The sequence below is a fragment of the Pyxidicoccus sp. MSG2 genome (genome assembly GCF_026626705.1).
Classification (GTDB): domain Bacteria; phylum Myxococcota; class Myxococcia; order Myxococcales; family Myxococcaceae; genus Myxococcus.
Genome location: NZ_JAPNKC010000001.1, coordinates 12,742,985 through 12,767,264 on the forward strand (window position 1 = coordinate 12,742,985; position 24,280 = coordinate 12,767,264).

A 24,280-nucleotide genomic window follows, 5' to 3' on the forward strand; every position below is an offset into this window, starting at 1 on the left:
TCAGCCTTCTCCGCGCTGTCCGCCTTCCTCCGAGACTTCATCGAGGTGCCGCGTGAGTCGCGTTGCCACCGCGTTCACGTGCGGTGCGCGCAGCGCGCTGTAGTGGTCTCCAGGCACGTCCTCCACCATGAGGCGGGACGTCACCCAGCGAGACCAGCCGTGCGTCGCATCCACGGCGTGCTCACGCTGCGAGTCCTTCGCGCGCAGCAGCAGCACGGGTCCGCGATACTCCGAGGGCCGCCAGGCCATCTGCGCGCGCAGGTTCGCCCGCATCACGTCACGCCACGCGCGGAGGTCCGCGTCCCGCACCTCCGGCGGAAGCCAGCCGGCCTCGCGGGCGTGCCGGGCGACCCGGGAGAGTCGCTCCTCGTCTGACTGTCCTTCGAGCAGCTCGGGCCGCAGCGTCGGATCGGCGCCCGCCATGCGCGCCAGGTCCATGGCCATTCCCGCCAGCAGCAGCGTGTCGTCCGGCTCGTGCGAGGACATCCCCTCCGCCGGAGCGAAGCTGTCCAGCAGCACCAGCAGTTCCACGCGCTGGCCCTGGCGCTCCAGCTCGCGCGCCATCTCGAAGGCCACCACTCCGCCCAGGGACCAGCCGCCGAGCACGTACGGCCCTTCCGGCCGCACCGCGCGCACGGCCTCCACGTACCGCCGGGCCAGTGCCTCCACCGTGTCCAGCGGAGGCTCGCGGCCGTCGAGGCCCGTGGCCTGCAAGCCGTAGACGGGCCGCCCCAGCTTCCGAGCCAGCTCGCGGTACGGCCCCACGGCGCCGCCTACCGCGTGGACGAGGAACACCGGCGTGCCCGTGCCCGCCGCTTGCAACGTCACGCAGTGGCGCGCGGGGCCGTCGGACCTCGCGCCCTCCAGCCAGGCCGCGAGCCGCTCCACCGTGGGCGCCTCGAAGAGCGCGCGCAGCGGAACGTCCACGCCGAGGGCTTCGCGCAGCCGCGCCATCACCTGCGTGGCCAGCAGCGAATGTCCCCCCAGCGCGAAGAAGTCGTCGCGCCGGCCCACCCGCCCTGGCTCCATGCGCAGCACCTGGGCCCAGACCGTGGCCAGGGCCTCTTCCAGTGGCGTTTGCGGAGGCTCGTATGCGGAGCCCGAGGTGGCTGCGCCGTCCTCTGGCGCGGGCAGCGACCTACGGTCCACCTTGCCGCTGGGAGTCAGAGGCAGTGCCCTGAGCACCGCGAAGGCGGAGGGCACCATGTACGCGGACAGCCGCTGCGACAGGAAGGTGCGCAGCTCCGTCACCTCCACCTCGGAGCCCGTGGCTGTCGGCACCACGTACGCCACCAACCGCATTCCACCGGGGCCATCTTCGCGCGCCACCACCACCGCCTCACCCACGCCCGGGTGAGCGCGCAGGGCGGCTTCGACTTCGCCCAGCTCGATGCGGAAGCCGCGCAGCTTCACCTGGAAGTCGAGCCGGCCCAGGTACTCCAGCGTGCCATCCGGCAGCCAGCGCGCCAGGTCGCCCGTGCGGTACAGCCGCGCCCCGGGGACTCCGGAGAACGCATCCGGCACGAAGCGCTCCGCCGTCAGCTCCGGCCGGCGCCAGTAGCCCCGGCCTACCTGGATGCCACCGATGAGCAGCTCACCGGGCACGCCCACCGGCGCGAGCTGCCCATGACGGTCCACCACATGGACACGCGTGTTCGCCACCGGCCGGCCGATGGGCACGACAGCACGCGCATCGCCTCTCGGGCACGCGTGGTACGTCACGTCCACCGCCGCCTCCGTGGGGCCGTAGAGGTTGTGGACCTCCGCCACCGGCAGGCGGGCCTGGGCGCGGCGGACCACGGGCGCGGGCAGCGCCTCGCCGCTGCACACCACGCGGCGCAGGTGTGTCAACCGCTCCAGCCCGGGCTCCTCCACGAAGGCCTGCAACATGGACGGGACGAAGTGCGCGGTGGTGACGCGCTCCTGCTCCATCAGTCGCACGAGGTACGCGGGGTCCTGGTGCCCACCGGGCCGCGCCAGTACCAGCCGCGCGCCCGTCATCAGTGGCCAGAAGAACTCCCACACGGACACGTCGAAGCTGAACGGCGTCTTCTGCAACACCGTGTCGGCCGACGTCAGTCCGTACTCCCGCTGCATCCACAGCAGGCGATTGACGATGCCGGCGTGCGCATTCATCGCGCCCTTGGGCCGACCCGTGCTCCCCGAGGTGAAGATGATGTAGGCTAGGGAGTCCGGGCCCGCGAGCGGCGTGAGACGTGAAGCGTCCTCACGCGCCATCGCGTCCCAATCCCCATCCAGGCACAGCACCCGCGCGGAGTGCGGGGGCAACACGTCCTTCAACCCCCGCTGAGTGAGGAGCACCGAGGCGTCCGAGTCCTCCAGCATCCACGCCAGGCGCTCGCGAGGGTACGCCGGGTCCAGCGGCACGTACGCGCCGCCCGCCTTCAGCACGCCCAGCAGCGCCACCACCAGCTCCAGTGAGCGCTCCAGGCACACGCCCACGCGCGCCTCCGGCCCCACCCCCAGCGAGCGCAGATGCCGCGCGAGCTGATTGGCCCGAGCATCGAGCTGCGCATAGCTGAGCGCCGTGTCCTCGAAGCGCACCGCCTCCGCGTCCGGCGTGCGCGCGACCTGCGCCTCGATGAGCGAGTGCAGACACACGTCGCGCGGGTACGCCTCCTCACGCCCCTGGAAGTCCACCTGGAGCCGCCGCTGCTCCTCGGCGGTCAGCAGGCGCAGCTCGGACAGGCGCAGCTCCGGCCTGACGGTGACGGCCTCCAGGAGCACCCGCAGGTGGTCGACCAGCCGGCGCACGGACTCCTCGCGGAACAGGTCCGTGCGGTAGCCAATCTGCCCGCGCACACCGCCGGGCGTCTCGACGAAGCCCAGGGTGAGGTCGAACTTGACGGTGTCGCTCTCCACCTCGACGGGATGAAGCGAGAGCGAGCCATCCCCGCGCGAGCCCGGCATCGCCACGTCGGGCGTGTTCTGGAGGATGAGCATCACCTGGAACAGCGGCGACCGGCCCAGGTCCCGCTGCGGCCTCAACTCCTCCACCAGCTTCTCGAAAGGGATGTCCTGGTGGGCCTGCGCGCCGAGAGTCGTCTCCCGGACGCGGCCCAGCAGTGCACGGAAGGACGGGTCTCCATCCAGTCGCGTCCGCAGGGCGAGCGTGTTGATGAAGAGGCCCACCAGCCCCTCCAGCTCCGCGAAGCGTCGGCCCGCGATGGGCGTGCCAACGACGACGTCGTCCTGCCCGGAGTGACGCGACAGCACGACCTGGAACGCGCCCAGCAGGGCCATGAAGAGGGTGACGCCCTCCTCTCTGCACAGGGACTGGAGCCCGCGCGACAGCTCGGGAGTGAGCTGGAACTCGAAGCTCGCGCCTCGGGAGGACTGCACGGGAGGACGCGGGAAATCCGTGGGCAGCTCCAGCGCATGCCGCGCCCCGGACAGCTGCTCCTTCCAATAGGTGAGCTGCGACTCCAAGACGTCGTCACGCAGCCATTCCCGCTGCCAGACGCAATAATCCGCGTACTGGAGCGGCAGCTCCGGCAGGGTCGAAGTCCTGCCCGAGACGAAGCCCAGGTAGAGGGCCTCCAGCTCGCGAACCAGCACGCCCGAGGACCAGCCGTCGCAGACGATGTGGTGCAGCGTGAGGAGCAGCAGGTGCCGCTCCTCGGCGAGGCGCAGCAGCGAGACGCGCAGCAGCGGCCCGTGCGACAGGTCGAAGGGACGCGCCGCCTCCTCGCGGGCCAGCCTCCGTGCCTCCGCCTCGCGGTCCTCGCGTGCGCGCAGGTCCGTCACCACCAGCCGGACAGGCCCCGGCGGTGCGATGACCTGGACGGGGACGCCGCCCTCGTCCGGGAAGCGGGTGCGCAGGCTCTCATGCCGGCGCACCAGCTCCGTGAAGGCGCGCTCCAGGGCCGCCACGTCCAGCCGTCCCTCCACGCGCAGCACGGTGGGCACGTTGTACGCCGCCCCACCCGGCTGGAGCCTGTCCAGGAACCACAGGCGCTGCTGGGCGAAGGACAGCGGCAACGGACCTGCTCGCGGCACGGGACGGAGCGCAGGCAGCGCGAGGCTCCGCGTCGCCTGCTCCACCTGCACGGCGAGCGCCTCCACCGTGGGCGCATCGAAGAGGACGCGCAGGGGCACCTCCACGCCCACGGTGCTTCGCAGGCGCGACACCACCTGCGTGGCGAGCAGCGAGTGGCCACCCAGCTCGAAGAAGTCGTCGTGGACTCCCACGCGCTCCACGTGCAGCAACTCCGTCCAGAGCGCGGCGAGCTGTGCCTCCAGCGCGGTGCGCGGCGCCACGTACTCCCGGGCCCGGACCGCCAGCGCCCCTTCCGGCGCGGGCAGCGCCTTGCGGTCCACCTTGCCGTTGGACGTCAGCGGCAGGGCGGGCAGCACGGCGATGGCGGAGGGCACCATGTACTCCGGCAGCCGCTCCTTGAGGGCCTGGCGCAGCGAGGCCACGTCCACCGGGGCCCCCTCCTCCGACACCACGTACGCCACCAGTCGCTTGTCGCCGGGCACGTCCTCGCGCACCACGGCCACCGCTTCACGCACGGCCGGGAGCCGCGCCAGGGCGGACTCCACCTCGCCCGGCTCGATGCGGAAGCCGCGCAGCTTCACCTGGAGGTCCGTGCGACCGAGGTACTCCAGCGTTCCGTCGGCCCGCCAGCGCGCCCGGTCTCCCGTGCGGTACAGCCGCGCCCCCTGCGTGCCCGAGAACGGGTCCGGCACGAAGCGCTCGGCCGTGAGGGCCGACTGGCCCAGGTAGCCTCGCGCCAGGCCCAAGCCGCCGACGCACAGCTCTCCGGGCACGCCCACGGGCAGCGCGTGCAGCGCCGCGTCCACCACGTACACCTGGAGGTTGGCCCAGGGCCGGCCGATGTTCAGCGAATCCCCGGGCCGCAGCGGCTCGGAGATGGAGGCGCACACCGTCACCTCCGTGGGGCCATACGCGTTGAGCAGCCGCACGCGGCCACCCCAGCGCTCCACCACCTCGGCGGTGAGGGCCTCTCCCGCGGAGACGAGCGTCTCCAGCGCCGGGAAGTCCTCCGGAGCCACCTGCGCCAGCACCGACGGCGTCAGGGTGACGGCGGAGATGGACTCCTCGCGGGCCAGCGTGCGCAGCGGCTCGCCTGGCAGCAGGCGCTCCCTCGGGGCGAGCACCAGCGTGGCGCCGGAGAGCAGCGCGCCGAACAGCTCCCACACGGAGGCGTCGAAGCCGATGGAGAAGAACTGCAGCACGCGACTGCCGGGCCGCAGCGACATGGCCGTACCCGCCCGCAGCGCCGTATTGCACAGGCCCCAGTGCTGGAGCAGCGTGCCCTTGGGACGCCCCGTGCTGCCCGACGTGTAGATGACGTAGGCGAGGCTGTCCGCGCTCGCGCCACTCTCGGGAGCCGTCGTGGGCCGCGAGTCGATGAGCGCCGCGTCCGCGTCCAGCAGTACGAGCTGCCCACCCGCCGAGGGCAGCTCGTCAGCGAGGGCCTCCGTGGTGACGAGCACCGGTGCCGCGCTGTCGCGCAGCATGTACGTAAGTCGCTCCACCGGCTGGCTCGCATCCAGGGGCACCCAGGCGCCACCGGCCTTGAGGATGCCGAGGATGCCGACCACCGTCTCCAGCGAGCGCTCCACGCACAGCGCCACCGGCACGTCTGGCCGGACGCCCAGCGCGCGCAGGTGATGCGCGAGCTGGTTGGCCCGTGCCTCGAGCGCCGCATACGTGAGCGACTGGCCCTCGAAGCGCACGGCCACCGCGTCGGGCGCGCGTGCCGCCTGGGCCTCGAAGAGGTGGTGCGCGCACGCGTCGCGGGGGAAGTCCCGCTCCGTGGCGTTCCACTCCACCAGTACCTGGCGCCGCTCCTCCGAGGACAGGAGGGAGAGCGTGGACACAGGTGCCTCGGGCCGGGCCGCCGCGGCCTCCAGCACCGTGCCCAGGTGTCGCACCAGCCGAGCAACCGTCTCTTCCGTGAAGAGGTCCGTGCGGTACTCGCAGGCGCACTCCAGACCCCGGGCCGTCTCCGCCATGGACAGTGTCAGGTCCAGGCGCGAAGTGCCCGCGTCCACCGGCTCGCCGCGCAGGGTGAGGCCGGGCACCGTCAGCTCGGTGACGGGCTGGTTCTGGAGCACCAACTTCACCTGGAACAGCGGAGCGTGGCCCTGGCTGCGCTCCGGGTTGAGCGCGCGGACGACCTCCTCGAAGGGCACGTCCTGGTGCGCATAGGCACCGAGCGTGGCCCGCCGCACGCGGCCCAGCAGCTCGTGGAAGGACGGGTCGCCCTCCAGTCGCGCGCGGATGGCGAGCTGGTTGATGAAGAAGCCGATGAGCCCCTCCGTCTCCGCCCGGTTCCGGTTCGCGATGTCCGTGCCGACGACGAAGTCCTCCTGGCCGGAGTGGCGCGAGAGGACCACCTCGAAGCCCGCCAGCAGGGCCATGAACAAGGTGGAACCTTCACGACGACACAGCGCGTGGAGCGAGGCCGCCAGCTCGCGCGGCAGCACGCGTGTGAGCATGGCGCCCTGCCGTCCCTGCACGGCAGGACGGGGAAATCGGTGGGCACCTCCAGCACCGGCGGAGCGCCCGCGAGGTGCTCGCGCCACCAGGAGAGCTGCGCCTCCAGTGCTTCACCCTGGAGCCACTCGCGCTGCCATAGCGCGTAGTCCGCGTACTGCACGGGCAGCTCGGGCAGCTCGGGAGTACGGCCCTCGCGGAAGGCCGCGTAGAGCGTCGCGGACTCGCGCACCAGCACGCCCATGGACCAGCCGTCCGAGACGATGTGGTGCATCATCACCAGCAGCAGGTGCCGGGACTCGGACACCCGCACCAGCGAGGCGCGCAGCAGCGGGCCGCGCGTCAGGTCGAACGGACGCCGTGCTTCTTCGTACGCCAGCCGCCGGGCCTCGGCCTCGCGTGCGCCCTCGGGCAGCGAGGTCAGGTCCACCACGGGCAGGGACACGGGCGCGGGCGGGTGGATGACCTGGACGGGGCCGTCCTGGAAGGTGGTGCGCAGCACCTCGTGGCGGCGCACCAGCTCCGTCAGGCCGCGCTCCAACGCGTTCACGTCCAGCGTGCCCTCCAGCCAGAGCACGACGGGCATGTTGTAGAAGGCGCTCCCCGGCTCCAGCCTGTCGAGGAACCACAGGCGCTGCTGCGCGAAGGACAGCGGCAGTGCGCCGGTACGCGGCACGGGCACCAGCGGCGGCGCCTGCAAGGACGCGCCCGCCAGGGCCTCCACGCGCACGGCGAGCCCGGCCACGGTGGGCGACTCGAACAGCTCTCGCAGCGGCAGCTCCACGCCCACGGTGCTCCGCACGCGCGACACCACCTGCGTGGCCAACAGCGAGTGGCCACCCAGTGCGAAGAAGTCGTCGTGGCGGCCGGGCTTCTCCACCCGCAACACCTCGGCCCAGATGGCCGCGAGCTGTTCCTCGATGGGAGTAGCAGGAGCCTCGTAGGCGGCACCGGAGGAAGCGCCATCCGGTACGGGCAGTGCGGCGCGGTCCACCTTGCCGTTGGGCGTGAGGGGGAACGCGTCCAGCGGCACGAAGGCCGTGGGCACCATGTACTCCGGCAGTCGCTGCTTGAGGAAGGCACGCAGGGCGGCCAAATCCGGCGCGGCGTCCTGGTGGGTGAAGTACGCCACGAGGCGCGGGTTGCCGGGCACGTCCTCGCGCACCCGCACCAGGGACTCGCGCACCGCCGGGTGTTGCGCCAGCGCGGACTCGATTTCTCCCAGCTCGATGCGGAAGCCGCGCAGCTTCACCTGGAAGTCGGTGCGGCCCAGGTACTCCAGCGTGCCGTCGTCGCGCCACCGCACCCGGTCGCCCGTGCGGTACATGCGCGCGCCCGGCGTGGCACTGAACGGGTCCGCCAGGAAGCGCTCCGCCGTGAGCGCGGGCCGGCGCAGGTAGCCACGCGCCAGGCCCGCTCCGGCGATGAACAGCTCTCCGGGCACGCCTGGCGGCACCGGCCGCAAGTGCGCATCCAGCACGTACAGCCGCACGTTGGACAGCGGCCCGCCCAGCGTGGAACGGGTGCCGGGCCGTACCGCGAAGGCAGTGGCGTCCACGGTGCACTCGGTGGGGCCGTAGACGTTGAAGGTGCGCGTGCGAGGCGCGGCGGCCAGCTCCCGCCACAGCGCCTCGTCGATGGCCTCACCGCCGGGCACCAACAGGCGCGGAGCACTCGCGTCTCGCAGCAGGCCGTCCCGTACCAGCAACCGCAGCAGCGACGGGGTGCAGTCCAGCACGTCCACGCGGTGCCGCCGCAGCCAGCCCCGCATGGCCTCCGGGTCCTGGCGGGGAACCTCGGGAACGATGCACAGGCAGTGGCCGTCGAGCAGCTGAACGAGCTGCTTCACGGAGGCGTCGAAGGCCAGCGGCGCGTTGACGCTCACCCGCAGCCCCGAGGTCTGGCCGGCGTACACCGTGCGCGCCAGCGCGTGGCGTAGGTTGAGCACCGAGCGGTGCCGCACCATGACGCCCTTGGGCGTGCCCGTGCTCCCGGACGTGTAGATGACGTACGCAAGGTTGTCGGCGGAGACAGCCGGCGCGGGGGCGTGCGAGGGCAGCGAGCCCGGCAGCGCATCCGCCGCATCGAGGAACAACACGCGAGGCACCGCGGGCGTCCACCCATCCACCTGATGCCGGTGGGTCAGGAGTACCGGAGCGCCGCAGTCCTGGAGCGTGAAATCCCGCCGTTGCACGGGCCACGCCGTGTCCATGGGCACGTAGGCCCCTCCGGCCTTCATCACGCCCAGCAGGGCCACGACCATGTCCACGCCGCGCTCGAAACACATCGCCACGGGGACGTCGGGACCCACGCCCAGCGCGCGCAGATGGTGCGCGAGCTGGTTGGCCCGAGTGTCGAGCTGCGCGAAGGAGAGGACGGACTCCTCGAAGGACACGGCGGGCGCGTCGGGAGTCCGGGCCGCCTGGAGCTCGAAGGCGTGGTGGAAGGTGGAGTCCACCGGGACGTCCACCGCGGTGTCGTTCCACTCGCGCAGCACCTGCTCGCGCTCGGCGGGCGTCAGCAGGTCCAGCTCGGATAGGCGCAGCTCCGGGTTGGAGGCGATGGCCTCCAGCAGCACCACGAAGTGCCGCGCCATGCGCAGGCCCGTGGCCTCCGTGAAGAGGTCGGCGCTCAACTGCAGGTGGCCCTGGAAGCCCTCGGCTGTCTCGGACAGGTCGAGGCCAAGCTCGAACTTGGCCAGCTCCCCACCGACGCCGTCCATGGACCGGAAGGTCAGTGAGGGCAGGCTCACCTCCTGCACCGGAGCGTTCTGCAGGACGAAGAGGGCCTGGAAGAGCGCGGAGCGGTTTAGGTCACGCGCCGGCTGGAGCTCCTCCACCAGCTTCTCGAAGGGGATGTCCTGGTGCTCGTAGGCACCGAGCGTCATCTCCCGCACCTGCCGCAGCAGCTCGCGGAACGACAGCGTACCTTCCGGACGCGCGCGCAGGACGAGCGTGTTCGCGAAGAAGCCGATGAGTCCTTCGGTCTCCGCGTGCCGGCGGCCGGCGATGGGCGAGCCGACGACGATGTCCTCCTGCCCGGAGTAGCGCGCCAGCACCGTCTGGTACGCCGCAAGCAACAGCATGAAGGGCGTTGCCCCCTCGCGCTGGGCCAGCGTATTGAGCGAGTCACTCAATCGCCGCGACAGGCGCACCGGCACCCGGACTCCTCGACGTGAGAGGACGGGCGGGCGCGGAAGGTCCGTGGGCAGCTCCAGGTGCGGCGGCGCACCGGCGAGCCGCTGCTTCCACCAGCCGAGCTGCGCCTCCAGCACCTCTCCGTGGAGCCAGCCGCGCTGCCACACCGCGTAGTCCGCGTACTGCACGGGCAACGCCGGCAGCGGCGCCGGCAGGCCGCGCGTGAAGGCGTCGTAGAGGGCCGCCAGCTCTCGGACGAGCACGCCCGCGGACCAGCCGTCGGAGACGATGTGGTGCAGCACCAGCACCAGCACGTGCTCCTCGGGCGACAGGGTCACCAGCGCCGCCCGGAACAGGGGCCCGCGCTCCAGATTGAAGGGACGCAGCGCCTCCTGCTCCACCTGCCGGCGTGCCTCGGCCTCGCGCTCGGAGGCCGGCAGCGTGCCCAGCTCCACCGCGCGGAAGTCGAGCACCGGCTCCGGGGCGATGACCTGCACGGGTACGCCGTGGTCCGCGCGGAACGTCGTGCGCAGCGAGTCATGGCGCAGCGACAGTGCACGGAAGGCCCGCTCCAACACCTTCGCGTCCACCGGGCCCAACAGCCTCACCGCCGCGGGCACGTTGTAGAAAGCGCTCCCCGGCTCGAGCTGGTCCAGGAACCACAGTCGCTGCTGCGCGAAGGACAGCGGCGGAGCGACACTCCGGTCCGCCCTCGGCGTCAGCGGCGGCGCGGCCCCGGCGCCACCGGTGCGGCCCCGTCGGTCGATTCTCTCCGCGAGCGCGGCGACGGTGGGGGCCTCGAACAGCTCACGGATGGGCAGCTCGATGCCCAGCGTGGCGCGCAGGCGGGCGACGACGCGCGTGGCCAGCAGCGAGTGTCCGCCGAGCTCGAAGAAGTGGCCGTGCAGGCCCACCTGCTCCAGTCCCAGCACCTCCGCGAAGACGCTGGCCAGCGCCTGCTCGGTGGCGGTGCGCGGGGCCACGTAGCCCTCGCGTGCGCTGGACGCGAAGTCCGGCGCGGGCAGGGCCTTGCGGTCCACCTTGCCCTGGGACGTCAGCGGCAGGGCCTCCAGCACCACGAAGGCCGACGGCACCATGTACTCCGGCAGGGCGCTGCCCAGGACGTCACGCAGGACGTCAGGCTCCAGCACGCAGCCCTCTCGCGGCGTCACGTATGCCACCAGGTGCTTGTCGCTGGCCGTGGCGGCGCGCGCCACCACCACCGCCTCGGCCACGTCCGGGTGCTTTCGCAGCGCGGACTCCACCTCCGCCAGCTCGATGCGGTAGCCGCGCACCTTCACCTGCGCGTCGGCCCGGCCCAGGAACTCCAGCACGCCGTCCTTCCGCCAGCGGGTCAGGTCTCCCGTGCGGTACAGGCGCGCGCCGGGCACGCTCGAGAAGGCGTCCGGCACGAAGCGCTCCGCCGTGAGGGCCGGCTGCTCCACGTAGCCGCGCGCCACGCCGTCACCGCCGATGAACAGCTCTCCCGTGACGCCCACGGGCACTGGCTGGCCCTGCGCGTCCAGCACGTACACCCGCGTGTTGCCGATGGGGCGGCCGATGGGCACCCCACCCTCCACCTGCTCCACCCGCGTCATCCGGTGGCAGGAGGCGAACAGCGTCGTCTCGGTGGGCCCGTAGCAGGCCGTCACCGGAATGCGCAGCGTCTCCAGGACGCGGCGCACGTGCGGCGCGGAGACCACGTCGCCACCGGTGAGGAGCTGCCTCACCGTGCGCAGGCCCTCGAGGTGGCTGTCCACCATCTGCGAGAAGAGGCCCGCGGTGAGGTGGAGCGTCGTCACGCCATGCCGCACCAGCACCGACTCCAGCTCGTGCACGTCGGACGGTGGGCCGGGTGGGAAGACCACCAGTCGCCCGCCGTGCAGCAGCGGGCCCCACAGCTCCAGCGTTGAGGCGTCGAAGGAGATGGGCGCGATGAGGAGGAACGTCTCGTCGGGGCCGAGATGCGCGTAGTCCACGCCGAAGACGGTGCGCAGCACTGCGGCCTGCGGAGTCCCAACGCCCTTGGGCCGGCCCGTGGAGCCGGAGGTGAAGTCGATGTACGCCAGGCTCTCGGGCAGCGCGGTGACGGGAGGCGCGGACGTCGGCTGGCCCGCCAGGGACAGCTCGTCCAGCAGCACCGTGCGCATCCCCCCGGTGGGCATGCCGAGCCGCAGGTTGTCCGTGGTGAGGAGCACCGTCGGACGCGCGTCCTCCACCATCGCCGCGAGCCGCTCGCGCGGGTAGGACGAATCCAGCGGCACGTATGCGCCGCCCGACTTGAGGATGGCCAGCAGCGCCACCACCAGCTCCAGCGAGCGGTCCAGGGCAATGGCCACTCGCGAGTCGGTGGACACACCCATGCTGCGCAGGAACCACGCGAGCTGGTTGGCGCGGGCGTCCAGCTCCCGGTAGGTGAGCCGCTCGTCCTCGAACTCCACCGCCACCTTGTCCGGATGTCGCGCAACCACCTGGGCAAACACCTCGGGCAGCGTGCGGCCCCGGGGGTACTCCGACGCCGTGGCGTTCCAGTCCACCAGCACCTGCCGGCGCTCGGCCCCGGTGAGCATGGACACGGAGGCCAGCGGCGCATCGGGCCGGTCGACCACGGACTCCACGAGCACGCGGAAGTGCTCCACCATGCGACGGGCGGTGGTGGCCTCGAACAGGTCGGTGTTGTAGCCGAGGAAGCCGGAGTAGCCCCCGTCCGACTCCGCGAGGTTCAGCTCCAGCTCGAACTTCACCGGAAGGTCGTCGACCTGGAGCGGGCTCAGCGAAAGCCCCGGCAGCCGCAGCGCCGGCAGCGGCGTGTTCTGCAGCGCGAAGAGCACCTGCACGAGCGGATTGCGGCTCAGGTCGCGCTCCGGCTTCAGCGCATCCACCAGTCGCTCGAAGGGCAGGTCCTGGTGTGCATAGGCGCCCAGTGCCGCCTCCTTCACCTGCTTCAGCACGTCGTGGAAGGACAGGCGTGCGCCCACGCGCGAGCGCATCACCAGCGTGTTGACGAAGAGGCCGATGAGCCCTTCCAGCTCGCCGCGCTGGCGCCCCGCGATGGGCGAGCCGACGCTGACATCCTCCTGTCCCGAGTAGCGGGAGAGCAGCACCTGCCACGTGGCAAGGAGCAGCATGAACGGCGTCACGCCCTCCCGCTGGCAGAGGGCGTTCACCCGCTCGGCCACCGCGGGAGACAGGACCACCGGCACCTGCGCGCCGTGGAAGGTCCTGACCGGCGGGCGGGGCCTGTCCGTGGGCAGCTCCAGCGGAGAGATTCCCGCGAGCTGCTCCCGCCACCACGCGAGCTGTGCGTCGAGCACCGCCCCTTCCAGCCACTGATTCTGCCAGACCGCGTAGTCCGCGTACTGGATGGACAGCGGCGGAAGCGGAGAGGGCCGGCCCGAGGACAGGGCCTCGTACAGCGCGGCCACCTCGCGCACCAGCACGCCCAGGGACCAGCCGTCGGCGACGATATGGTGCAGGTTCAGGACGAGCACATGCTCGTGCCCGCCCAGCTTCAACAGCAGCGCGCGCACGAGCGGACCCGTCGTGAGGTCGAAGGGCTTCCGCGCCTCCGCCTCTAGGCGTCGACGGGTCTCCGCCCTTCCCTCTTCCGGCGTCAGGCCGCTCAGGTCCACGTGCTCCAGCGGGAGCCGGACGTCGGACGTGACGTACTGCACGGGCCTGCCCGCGGCGTCCACGACGAAGGTGGTGCGCAGCGACTCGTGGCGAGTTACCAGCTCGCGCAGACCGCGGTGCAGGACGTCCGCGTCCAGCGCACCCTCCAGCCGGACGAAGGCGGGAAGGTTGTAGGTGGCGGTGCCGGGCTCCAGTTGGTCGATAAACCACAACCGCTGCTGCGCGAAGGACAGCGGCAGCGCGCCCATGCGCGGCACGGGGACGATGGCGGGTGCGCCGTCCCCCGGCCGGACTGCGTCAATCCTCGCGGCGAGGTCCGCGAGCCTCGGGGCTTCGAAGAGGGCCCGCAGCGGCAGCTCCACGTCGAAGGTGGAACGCACCCGCGAGACGAGCTGCGTGGCGAGCAGCGAGTGTCCGCCCAGCTCGAAGAAGTGGCCGCGCAGGCCCACGCGCTCCAGGCCCAGCACCTCCGCGAAGAGCCCCGCCAGTGCCTGCTCGGTGGCGGTGCGCGGAGCCACGTAGCCCTCGCGCGCCGCGCTTCCCAGGTCCGGCGCGGGCAGGGCCTTGCGGTCCACCTTGCCGTTGGGCGTCAGGGGCAGCGCTTCCAGCGCCACGAAGGCCGACGGCACCATGTACCCGGGCAGCTGCTTCTGGACATGGGCCCGCACCGCCTCCACCGCGAGCGGCGGCGACGTGGGGACGACGTAGGCCACCAGCCTCGCATCCCCGGCCACGTCCTCCCGCGCGACGACCACCGACTCGCGCACGGACGGGTGCTGAGCCAGCACGGACGCAATCTCCCCCAGCTCGATGCGGAAGCCGCGCACCTTCACCTGGAAGTCCACGCGCCCGAGGAACTCCACCGTGCCGTCCGCGCGCCAGCGGGCCTTGTCTCCGGTGCGGTACATGCGACCGCCGGGACGCGCGCCGAATGCGTCCGGCAGGAAGCGCTCCGCAGTCAGCCCCGGACGGCGCCAGTAGCCGCGCACCACGCCCTCACCCGCGATGTACAGCTCGCCCGCCACGCCTACGGGCACGGGCCGCAGTCCTTCGTCGAGCACGTACAGCGACGTGTTCGCGATGGGCGTGCCCAGCGGCACCGGGCCCGTCACCTCGTTCACCGGGTGCGTGGAGGACCAGATGGTGGTCTCCGTCGGACCGTACATGTTGTGCAGTGCGGGCACGCGCTCGCGCAAGGCCCGGGCCAGCTCCGGCGGCAGTGCCTCGCCGCCCACGAGGAGCTGGCGCAGTTGCCCCAGTGCCTTCGCGGACTCGGGTTCATGGCTCAGCGCGCGCGCCATCGACGGCGTGCACTGGAAGTGCGTCACCCCGTGACGCAGCACGGACTCCGCGAACCACGTGCGCGTCCCCATGTCGCCCTGCACGACCACCTGGAAGCCGCGCGCCAGCGTCCACAGCAACTCCAGCACCGAGATGTCGAAGGACATGCTCGTCACCGCGAGCCACACTCCTCCTTCGACGGGCCCCAGCCGCGCGTCCATGGCCGTGAAGAAGTTGGCCACCGTGCGGTGCGGCACCATCACCCCCTTGGGGCGGCCGGTGCTGCCGGACGTGTAGATTGCATAAGCGAGGCTCTCTGCCTCCGCGCCGCCGGGCAGGTCGCCGCCATCCAGGGCCCCGAGCCGCGCTTCGTCCGTGTCCACGCACACCACGGCCACGCCGTCGCGCGCGAGTGCCTCCGCGTGCCGCGACTCCGTCACCCGCACCCGGGCCCCGCAGTCCTCCAGCATGTACGTCAGGCGCTCGTGCGGATACGCCGGGTCCAGGGGCACATAGGCGCCCCCTGCCTTGAGCACGCCCAGCAGGGCCACGCCCAGCTCCAGCGAGCGCTCCAGGTGCACGGCCACGCGCGAGTCGGGCCCCACGCCGAGCGCACGCAGATGCCGCGCAAGTTGGTTGGCTCGCGCGTCGAGCTGCGCGTAGGTGAGCCGCGCGTCCCCGAAGGCGAGGGCCACGGCGTCAGGCGTCCGCGCCACCTGCGCCTCGAAGAGCCGGTGGATGGGCGCGGCCGGAAAGTCGGTGGAAGGGACGTTCCATTCCACGAGCACCCGCCGCCGCTCCTCCTCGGAGAGCATGGGCAACTCGGCCACCGGCCGGGCCGCATCACCGGCGAGGCCCACCAGCAGGTTGCGCAGGTGCGCCATCATCCGCTGGATGGCCGCCGCGTCGAAGCGGCCGGAGTCGTAGGCGAGCTGGAGCAGCAGCTCGCGGCCCGGCATCGCCGTCAGCGTCAGCGGATGGTGGTCCATCTCCAGCGAGCGCGCGTCGCGCACGGACAGCTCGTCCGAGGGCGCGTTCAGCGCGGCGTCCACCGGATAGTTCTCGAAGATGACCAGGCTCTCGAACAACGGCTGGCCCGGGGGCACGTCGCTCCAGCGACGCACCTCCACCAGCGGCGCCAGCTCGTGCTGCCGCGCCTCCAGCAACCACGCCTGGAAGGCCTTCAGCCACGCTCCCACCGGCTGGGACGGCGACAGCCGCACGCGCACGGGGATGGCGTTGATGAACATGCCCACCATGCCCTCGACACCGGCCAACGCCGCGGGCCGCCCGGAGACCGTCACGCCGAAGACCACATCGTCATTGCCGCTGTAGCGCCCGAGCAACAGCGCCCATGCCGCCTGCACCAGCGTGCCCGGCGTCAGGCCCTGCTGCCGCGCGAAGGCGCCCACCGTCGCGGTGTCGTCCATGCCCAGGCGGAGCTGCAGCTCGCGCCGGCCGCCCTCTCGGGGCGTGCCGCCCAGGTCCACCCGCGTGGGCTCGGTGAAGCCCGCCAACGACTTGCGCCAGAAGTCGCGCGCGGCGCCCAGGTCCTGCCGCGCCAGCCACGCGATGAAGTCCCGGTACGGGCGCACGTCCCGCCGAGGGGGCGTCAGCCCGCGCCGCACAGCCTCATAGCGGGTGAGCACGTCGCGCATCACCAGCGGCACCGACCACCCGTCCAGCAGGATGTGCGAGAGGCTGAACACCACGCGCCACACGCGCTCGCCGGTGCGCAGCAGCGTGAGCCGGAACAGCGGCGCGCGGGATAGCACCACGCCACGCCGCCGGTCCTCCGCGAAGAACGCGGCCAGCCGCGCCTCGCGCTCGGGCGCGGGCACCGTGCGCCAGTCCTCCACGCTCACCGGAGGCTCCACCTCACGCATCACCGCCTGGAGCGGCCTGTCCAGCCCCTCCCAGAAGAAGGCGGTGCGGAGGATGGGGTGCTGCGCGGCTGCCTGCCGCCACCCCTGGATGAAGGCCTCGACGTCGAGCGCGCCCTCCAGCTCGAAGGTGATTTGATTGAAGTACGGCTGTGCCACGTCCTCCTGGAGGTGGTGGAAGAGGATGCCCTGCTGCAGCGGCGACAGCGGGTAGAGGTCCTCCACGTCGCGCAGGCGCCCGCCCTTCTCGACCAGCCGGTCGGCGAGCGCATCCAGCGCGCCCTGCCCCAGCCCCGCCAGCGGGAAGTCCGAGGGCGCCAGCCCGCGCGGATCCTCAGACGTGCCGTGCGCGATGAGTTCGCGCAGCGCCTCACGCAGCTCCGTGGCCAGCCGTTCCACCGTCTCGCGCCGGTGGAGGCCCGAGCCGTACGTGAGCATCAGCCGCAGCCGGCCCCCGGTGACGGCGCAGTCCACGTCGAGCAGGTGCGCCCGCTTCCCGCCCGCCGCACGCGTGGGGCCCACGGGCCCGTCCGACAGCGCGAGCGGCGCCGTTGGAGGCAGCACGGTGTCGAGCTGCCCCAGGTAGTTGAAGCCCACCTCCGGCGGTGGCAGCGCGCGCAGCCGCTCCCGCAGCTCGCGGTCCGGCGACAGGTAGCGCAGCACGCCGTAGCCCACGCCCTTGCCCGGAATGCGCCGCAGCGCCTCCTTCGCGGAGCGCAGCCACGCGCCGGGGCCCTTCCCCGTCTCCTCCAGCAGCACGGGGTAGATGCTGGTGAACCAGCCCACCGTGCGCGACAGGTCCGCGCCTTCGAAGAGCTCCTCGCGGCCGTGTCCCTCCAGCTCCACGCGCACGCACGGCGCGCCCGTCCACTGGCGCAGCACGTGGGCCAGCGTGCCCAGCAGCAGCTCGTCCGGCCTCGCGCGGCACGCCTTCGCCACGTCCTGTAGCAGCGCCTGCGTCTCGGCGGGCTCCAGGGAGACTTCCACGAGCCCCGCCGCGCCCTCCGTGTTGGCGGCGCCGTTCTGCACGTCCAGAGGAAGCCGTCCCACACGCTCCCAGGGGAGCCCGAGCCAGAAGGACGCCTCCTCGCGCGCTGTCGGTGTGCGGGCGTGCTCCACCAGCTTCGCGGCCCAGGCAGCATAGGACAGCGTCTTCGGCGGCAGCCTCACGGACTCATCCGTCCGGAGCTGTCGGTACGCGGTGAGCAGATCCTCCAGCAGCACTCGCCACGACACGGCGTCCACCGCGAGGTGGTGGATGACGAGCAGCAGTTCCTGCGGCGCATCCGGCCCCAGGTCGAACAGCACGGCCCGCGCGATGTCGCCCGTGGCCAGGTCCATCCCCACCTGGGCCTCGAGGGCGTGGGACTCCAGCGCCGCACGGCGTGCGTCCAGCGCCAGCCCGGAGAGGTCCACCTTCTCGAGCGGCAGCGTCCCCTCCACGCCAGCCAGCTCCTGACGCCACGGGCCCTGCCCGTCTCGCGTGAAGCGCAGGCGCAGGGTGTCGTGGTGCTCGCGCAGGTGCTGGAGCGCACGTTCCATGTGCTCCGCGGTCACACGCTCGCGCAAGGTGAAGCGCAGGGCCTGGTTGAAGTGGTGCGGCTCCGCCAGCTCGCGCTCGAAGAACCAGCGCTGGATGGGGGTGGGCTCCACCGGCCCCGTCACCGGCCCCTGCTCCGCCGCGACGGCGGGCGCTTCCGCGGCCACCGCCGCCAGCCGCGCCACCGTGGGGAAGTCGAAGAGCTGCTTCGCGGTAAGGTGCAGCCCGGCCTGCGCGGCGCGGGAGATGATCTGGATGCCGAGGATGGAGTCGCCGCCCAGCTCGAAGAAGTCGTCGTGGATGCCCACGCGCTCGCGCCCGAGCACCTGTGCCCAGATGGCCGCGAGTGCCTCCTCGCGCGCATCGCGCGGCCCCACCCACGTCTCCGCCACCTCCACCGCGCGCTCCGGCGCTGGCAGCGCGCGCCGGTCCACCTTGCCGTTGGACGACAGCGGCAACACGTCCAGCGCGACGATGGCCGAGGGCACCATGTACTCGGGCAGCCGCTCGGACAGCCACGCCTTCAGCAGCGCGGGGTCCGGCTTCGCGGCACCTTCGTCCTGCGGCACGGCATAGGCCACGAGCCTCGCGCCCGAGGGCCCGTCGTCCCGCACCACCGCCACCGCGTCGCCCACCGAGGGGTGCGCCCGCAGTGCGGCTTCAATCTCTCCCAGCTCGATGCGGTAGCCGCGCACCTTCACCTGGAAGTCGGTGCGGCCCAGGTACTCCAGCCGTCCGTCCGCGCGCCAGCGCACGCGGTCTCCCGTGCGGTACAGCCGCGCCCCGGGCTCATTGCCGAAGGCATCCGGGACGAAGCGTTCCGCCGTCAGCTCCGGCCGGCGCCAGTAGCCGCGCGCCACGCCCGTACCGCCGATATACAGCTCTCCCGGCACGCCCACGGGCACCGGCCGCAGGTGCGCGTCCAGGACGTACAGGCGCGTGTTGGCGATGGGCCGGCCGATGGCCAGCGGGCCGCTCGCCGGGTCCGTGGCGCTCACCGTGTACACGCAGCAGCCCACCACCGTCTCGGTGGGGCCGTACTCGTTGATGAGCCGCGTCTCCGGCGCGTGCTCGCGCCAGAAGGCCACGCCCTCGGCCGTCAGCGCCTCGCCACCGATGACGAAGGCGCGCGTGCGGCCGGCGGCCTCCTCGGGCCGGAGCTGCTGCGCCAGCATTCTCAGGTGCGTGGGCGTGAGCTTCACCAGGCTGAAGTGGCTGCCCGCGCGCAGCGCTTCGCCCAGGCCCTCCACGCCCGCCTCCTCCGACACCAGCACCACGGGCCGTCCGGCAATCAGCGGCGCGAGGAGGCTCGTCACCGTCAAATCGAAGGACAGCGGCGAGTGGACCGGCGAGCCGCTGCCCTCGGCGATGCCGTAGGCGCGGATGGCCCAGCACAGGTAGTTCACCGCGCCCCGGTGCTCCACCATGACGCCCTTGGGGCGCCCCGTGCTGCCGGAGGTGTAGATGAGGTACGCGAGGTCGTCCGCGGTGGCCAGCGGCTCGGGCGGCGTGACGGGCTCACGGCCGGCGGTGCGCGCCCACTCGGAGTCCAGGCACACGAGGAACTGCGAGGACACGGGCAGCGCATCCGCCAGCGCATCCTCGGTGAGCAGCACCGGCACGCCCGTGTCCTCCAGGAGGAACGACAGGCGCGACGCCGGCCAGGCCGGGTCGATGGGCACATACGCCCCACCCGCCTTCAGCACGGCCCACAGCGCCACCACCATGTCCGGGGAGCGGCGGAAGCACAGGCCCACCAGCGTCCCGCGTCGCACGCCCAGACCACGCAGGTGGTGCGCGAGCTGGTTGGCTCGGGACTCCAGCTCCCGGAAGGTGAGCCGCGTGTCGCCCATGCGCACGGCCACCGCGTCCGGCGTGCGCTCGACCTGGGCCTCGAAGAGGCCGTGCACGGTGGCCTCGGTGGGGAAGTCCGTGCGCGTGTCGTTCCACGCGACGAGGAGCTGGTGGCGCTCGGCGTCGGACAGCAGGGGCAGCTCGCCCAGGCGGCCCTCGGGGCGCGCGGCCATCGCCTCCAGCACCCGGCGCAGCCTCTCGAGCTGCGCGTCCGCGAACGCCTCGGTGAAGCGCGTGCGGTCATAGCGCAGGTGCAGCGGCAGCCGCGAACCGTTGGAGGAGATGAGCGTGAGGGCATGGTGGTCCGCCTCCATCGCCCGCACGTCACGCACCTCCAGCGCGCGCGAAGCGGAGGTCAGCGCGGCGTCCAGCGGGTAGTTCTCGAAGACGACCAGCGTGTCGAAAAGGGCGGTGCCCGCGGGCACGTCGCTCCAGCGCTGTACCTTCACCAGCGGCGCGTGCTCGTGCTGACGCGCCTCCACCTGCACCTCTTGAATCCGGCGCAGCCACTCCACCCACGGGGTGTCCGGCGACAGTCGCACGCGCACCGGCTGGGTGTTGATGAACAGGCCGACCATCTCCTCCACGCCCGCCAGGTCCGGCGGACGCCCGGAGACGGTGGTGCCGAAGACGACGTCCTCGGAGCCCGACAGGTGGCCCAGCACCATGGCCCACGCGCCCTGCACCAGCGTGTGCGCGGTGAGCCCGTGCCGTCGCGCGAAGGCATTCAGCGCGGCCGTGGTGTCCGCGGGCAGGTGCAGCACTCGCGTGGCGCGGCCCGGGCCCTCGCCCTGCCCCGCGCCCGTGGCGGTGGGCTCGTGGAAGCCCGCCAGCTCGCGGCGCCAGAAGGCCTCCGAGACGGACAGTTCGTGCTCCGCCAGCCAGCCGATGTAGTCCCCATAGGGACGCGGCGACGTGAGCCTCGGCGTCCGGCCCGCGAGCGCGCCCTCGTACAGCGCGAAGACGTCGCGCAGCACCAGCGGCACGGACCAGCCGTCCAGCACCAGGTGCGAGTGGCTGAACACGAGCCGATGCGCGTCGTCCGCGGTGCGCAGCAGCGTCAGCCGCACCAGCGGCGCGCGGGACAGGTCGAAGCCGTCACGCCGGTCCTGCTCCAGGAAGGCCGTCAGCCGGGCCTCGCGGGCCTCGGGGGACAGGTCGCGCCAGTCCTCCACGCGCAGCGGCAGATCCACCTCGCGCAGCACCACCTGGACGGGCTCGTCCACGTCGTCCCAGACGAGGGCCGTGCGCAGCACCGGGTGCGCCGCCACCGTGCCCTGCCACGCGCGCGTGAAGGCCCCCAGATCCAACCGCCCGCGCAGCTCGCAGACGAGCTGGTTGAAATACAGCCCGTGTCCGGGCTCCGCGAGCGCGTGGAAGAGCATGCCGCCCTGCAGGGGCGACAGCGGGTACAGGTCCTCGAGGTTGTCACTCATCGCGTCTTCTTCCCGAAGCGGGCGGACAGCTTGTCCAACTGCGCCTGTTTCACCTTGGCCAACGGGAAGTCGGACGGGGAGTGGCCTCCCGCATCCGGCGCCCGCGACGCCACCACCAGGGCCTTGAGCCGCGCGAGGAAGTCCTCCGCCACGGCCACCACCGTCTCGCGACGGTGCAGCGCCTCACTGAACGTCCACAGCACCTCGAGCCGGCCGTCACGCACCGCGCTCGTCACGTCGAGCGCGTACGGGCGGCGCGAGCTCGGGGCCCGCTGCCGCAGCGATTCCCCTTCCGGCGCGAGCGCGAAGGGCGCCCCCGCGTCCACAGCCCCGTCCACCTGACCCAGGTGGTTGAAGCCGACCTCGGCTGAAGGCAGCGCCGCCAGCGACGCGTCCTTCGCCACGTACCGCAGCAGGCCCCAGCCCATGCCCTGCGACGGCACTGCACGCAGTCCTTCCTTCACCGCGCGCAGGGACTCGCCCGGCCCGTGCGTGCCTCGCAGGTCCAGGAGCGCCGGGAAGAAGCGCGTGAACCAGCCCACCGTGCGGGAGACATCCACGCCCGGGAGTACCTCCTCGCGGCCATGGCCCTCCACGTCCACCAGCGCCGTGCTCTTCCCCGTCCAGGCGGCGAGCGCCTGCGCCAGCGCGGTGAGCAGCGGGTCCTGTGGTTGCGTGTGCCACGCCTTGGGCACGTCGTGCAGCAGGGCCTTCGTCTCCTCCGCGTCCAGCGTCACGCGCACCGTGCGCGCGGTGGCCTCGGTGTTGACGCCTTCGGAGAAGTCCAGGGGCAGCCGCGCCACCTCGCCCCACGGCCGCTCCAGCCACCACGCGCGCTCCGCCGCCAGCTTCTCCGAGCGCGCCAGTGACTCCAGCCCGCGCGCCCAGACCTGGAAGGACGTCGTCTTGGGCGGCAGCCGCACCGCCGCGCCCGTCGCGAGCTGCGCATACACCGCCGCCAGGTCCTCCAGCAGGATGCGCCACGACACCGCGTCCACCACCAAGTGGTGCACCGCCAGCATCAGCCGCGCAGGCCGCCCCGCGTCCGACTCCAGCAGCGCCGCCTTCACCAGCGGGCCGTCCAGCCGCAGCGACGCTTGCAGCGCTTCCGCCTGCTCCAGCCGCGCGTGCTCCACCGTCACGGGCTCGCCCGGAGCCACGGACGCCTGGTGCCAGCCGTCCTCCGCGCGAGCGAAGCGCAGGCGGAGCGCGTCGTGGTGATCCAGAACGTGCGCCAGCGCCCGCTCCAGCAACGCCGGGTCCAGCGCCGTCTTCACGTCGAGCAGCAGCGACATGTCCCAGTGGTGCGGCGCCTCCAGCCCCAGCTCGAAGAACCAGCGCTGAATCGGCGTGAGCGCCACCGGTCCCACCACGGGCCCCTGCTCGGCCTGCACGGCGAGCCGCGTCCCCGCGACGGTGGCCAGCCGCGCCACCGTGGGGTTCTGGAAGAGCTGCTTCGGGGACAGCTCGATGCCGGCCGCGCGAGCGCGGGTGATGATCTGCAAGCCGAGGATGGAGTCGCCCCCCAGCTCGAAGAAGTCATCGTGGATGCCGACGCGCTCCACATGGAGCACCTCGCGCCAGAGGGCCACGAGCTTCTCCTCCACCTCCGTGCGCGGCGCCACGGCGGGAGCGCCTCGAGCCTCCGCCGAGCCCGCGTCGGGCGCGGGCAGCGCGCGGGTGTCCACCTTGCCGTGACGCGTGCGCGGCAGGGCGGCCAGCGTCACGTACGCGGCGGGCACCATGTACGGCGGCAGGCGGGACAGCAGCCACGCCTTCATCTCCGTGGTGGTCAGCGCCTCGGTGTTCCCCTCCGTCGCGGGGACGACGTAGGCGACGAGCCGCTTCGGCCCCTTGCCGTCCTCCCTCGCCACCACCGCGGCCTCCTTCACCGCGGGGCTCGCGACCAGCGCGGCCTCCACCTCGCCCGGTTCGATGCGGAAGCCCCGCACCTTCACCTGCGTGTCGGAGCGGCCCAGGAACTCCAGCGTCCCGTCCGTGCGCCAGCGCGCCAGGTCTCCCGTGCGGTACATCCTCGCGCCGGGACGCCCGTCGAAGGCATCCGCCACGAAACGCTCGGCGGTGAGCGTCGGCTGGCCCAGGTAGCCCCGCGCCACACCGGTGCCGCCCACGTACAGCTCGCCCGGCGCGCCGGGAGGCATCAACTGGCGCCGTGCATCCAGCAGGTACACGCGGGCCCCGGGCACCGCCCGGCCGATGGGCACGCTGCCCTGCTCGTCCGGACGCACGCGGTGCACGGTGCTCCAGACTGTGGCCTCGGTGGGGCCGTACTCGTTGAACAGCGCCACCGTGGGCAGCGCCTCGTGGTGCGCGCGGGCCAGCTCCAGCGGGCACGCCTCGCCGCCCACGCTCACCGCGCGCAGGCCGGACAGTCCGCCCGGCGGCGCCGCCGCGAGCACCTGCCCGTAGAGCGCCGGCACGGAGATGAGGTGCGTGATGCCCGCCTTCGCCATCAACTCCGCGAGCTTCCGCGGGTCCTCGCGCTCCTCCATGTCCGGGTAGCGCAGCGTGCCGCCCTCGAAGAGGGACCAGAGCAGGCCCGCCAGCGAGGCATCGAAGGTGAACGGCGCCAGCGACAGCACGACGCCAGGCACGCCGTACACCGCGCGCCGGGCCCGCGTCGCGGACACGAGCTGCCGGTGCTCCAGCACCACGCCCCTCGGCCGGCCCGTGGAGCCGGAAGTGTAGACGATGCACGCCGCATGGTGCGCCTCGGGCCCCGGCGTTTCCGCGCCCGCTTCGGGCAGGGACTCCAGCGACACCACTGCCGTGCCCTCGCGCGCGGGCACTCGTGCGGCCCACGCCCTGGATGTGACGACTGCGCGCGCCCGCGTGTCCTCGAGGATGCCGGAGATCCGCTCCGCGGGATGCTCCACGTCGAGCACCACCGCCGCGGCCCCCGCGCGCATGACGCCGAGCATTCCCGCCACCACGTCCGCGGGCTGCACCAGCGCGAGCGCCACGACGGCATCCGCTCCCACGCCCAGGTCGTGCAGATACCGCGC

General features: G+C 72.6%; 2 protein-coding genes and 1 pseudogene (1 of these 3 only partly in view). All 3 read right to left on the reverse strand.

Going from position 1 to position 24,280, the window contains the following annotated elements; genetic code table 11:
- Complete coding sequence (locus OV427_RS50940; protein WP_420718389.1) at positions 1-5,907, reverse strand: amino acid adenylation domain-containing protein; 5,907 nt, start codon at positions 5,905-5,907, stop codon at positions 1-3.
- Positions 5,887-21,254 (reverse strand): annotated as a pseudogene (locus tag OV427_RS48310) (non-ribosomal peptide synthase/polyketide synthase); the annotation flags it as partial. The gene OV427_RS50940 and the pseudogene OV427_RS48310, both read right to left, overlap by 21 nt.
- Positions 21,251-24,280, reverse strand: partial view of a non-ribosomal peptide synthetase/type I polyketide synthase gene (locus OV427_RS48315; RefSeq protein WP_267863039.1) — the 3' portion only. 8,385 nt of this gene lie beyond the right edge of the window; the window shows 3,030 of its 11,415 coding nt (coding positions 8,386-11,415); the start codon falls outside the window, past its right edge — the gene reads right to left on this strand; it ends in the stop codon at positions 21,251-21,253. The gene OV427_RS48315 and the pseudogene OV427_RS48310, both read right to left, overlap by 4 nt.